The organism is Streptomyces sp. C (genome assembly GCF_000158895.1).
In the GTDB taxonomy this organism is placed as follows: Bacteria; Actinomycetota; Actinomycetes; order Streptomycetales; family Streptomycetaceae; genus Streptomyces; species Streptomyces racemochromogenes.
Window position 1 is genome coordinate 860670 of the sequence record NZ_GG657750.1, and the last position, 1432, is coordinate 862101.

Annotated in this window: 1 protein-coding gene; it reads left to right on the forward strand. The window is 75.1% G+C overall.

Translation table 11 applies throughout. From position 1 onward, the window contains the following. Positions 1 to 1432, forward strand: a 1432-nt coding sequence (locus SSNG_RS03860) for a serine hydrolase domain-containing protein (RefSeq protein ID WP_007262487.1), incomplete at its 3' end; no start/stop codon positions are given.

Consider the following 1432-nt stretch of genomic DNA (forward strand, 5'->3'; position numbering starts at 1 on the left):
TTGCTGGCGTTGGGCGGGGTGCTCGTGCTGCACGCGGCGCTGCCGGGGCCGGGCGCCGGTGCGGCCGAGCGGCGGGCGTTGCAGGGGCTGCGGCTGCGGTACGGGTCGGCGCGGCAGGCCGGGCTGCTGGAACGACACCTGGAGGGGGTCGCGGAGGAGGCCCGGCGCTTCCTCGGGCCCTCCCCCGAGCACCCGTACTACGCCGGGGCCGTGGTGCTGGCGGGACGCGGCCGGACCGTCGCCCTGCACCGGGCGATGGGGTACGCGGTGCGGTACGCGGACTACGACGGCCGCGCCGACCGGCCGGCGGAGTTCCCGGCGGCCGAGCGGATCGCGATGGCCGAGGACACCGTCTTCGACCTGGCCTCCCTCAGCAAGCTGTTCACCTCCATCCTGGCGGTGCAGCAGATGGAGCGGGGCCGGCTGGAGCTGGAGGCGCCGGTGGACCGGTACCTGCCGGAGTTCACCGGGGGCGGCAAGGAACAGGTCACCGTCCGCCAGCTGCTCACGCACACCTCGGGGCTGCGTTCGTGGGCGCCGTTCTACCAGGAGCCCACCCGGGAGGGGCAGTTGCGGCTGCTGTGGTCGGTGCGGCCGCAGGACACGCCGGGGACGGTGTACCGGTACTCGGACCTGAACCTGATCGCGCTCCAGCTGCTCCTGGAACGGATCACCGGCCGCACTTTGGATGTCCTGCTCCGCGACGAGATCACCGCTCCGCTCGGGATGCACCGCACTCGCTACAACCCGCCGCTCTCCTGGCGCCGGGTCACCGCCGCCACCGAGGTGCAGCGCCCGCCGTGGTCGGGCCTGGACCGGGGGCTGGTGTGGGGCGCGGTCCACGACGAGAACGCGTACGCCCTCGGCGGGGTCGCGGGCCACGCTGGCGTGTTCGGCACCGCCTGGGACCTCGCGGTCCTCTCCCGCACCCTGCTCGACGGCGGGGCCTACGCGGGCCGGCGCATCCTGCGCCCCGCCTCCGTCGAGCTGCTCTTCACCGACTACAACACCGCCTTCCCCGGCGACGACCACGGCCTCGGCTTCGAGCTCTACCAGCACTGGTACATGGGCGCCCTGGCCACCCCGCACTCCGCCGGGCACACCGGCTTCACCGGTACCTCCCTGGTGCTGGACCCCTCCACCGACTCCTTCCTGGTCCTGCTCGGCAACTCCGTCCACCCCGTGCGGACCTGGCGGGCCGGCAGCGCGCCCCGGGTCGCGACCGGCAACCGCTTCGCCCGCGCCGTACCGGTGCGTACGAGGCACGGCGGCGCGGCCTGGTTCTCCGGCATGGAGACCGGCGGCTCGGGCACCCTCGCCCTGCCCCCGCTGACCCCGGCGACGGCGCGCGCCCGGCTGCGCTGCGCGGTGTGGTGGGACACGGTGCCCGGCGCGGGGGCCTTCCACCTGGAGGCCTCCGCGGACGGGACCG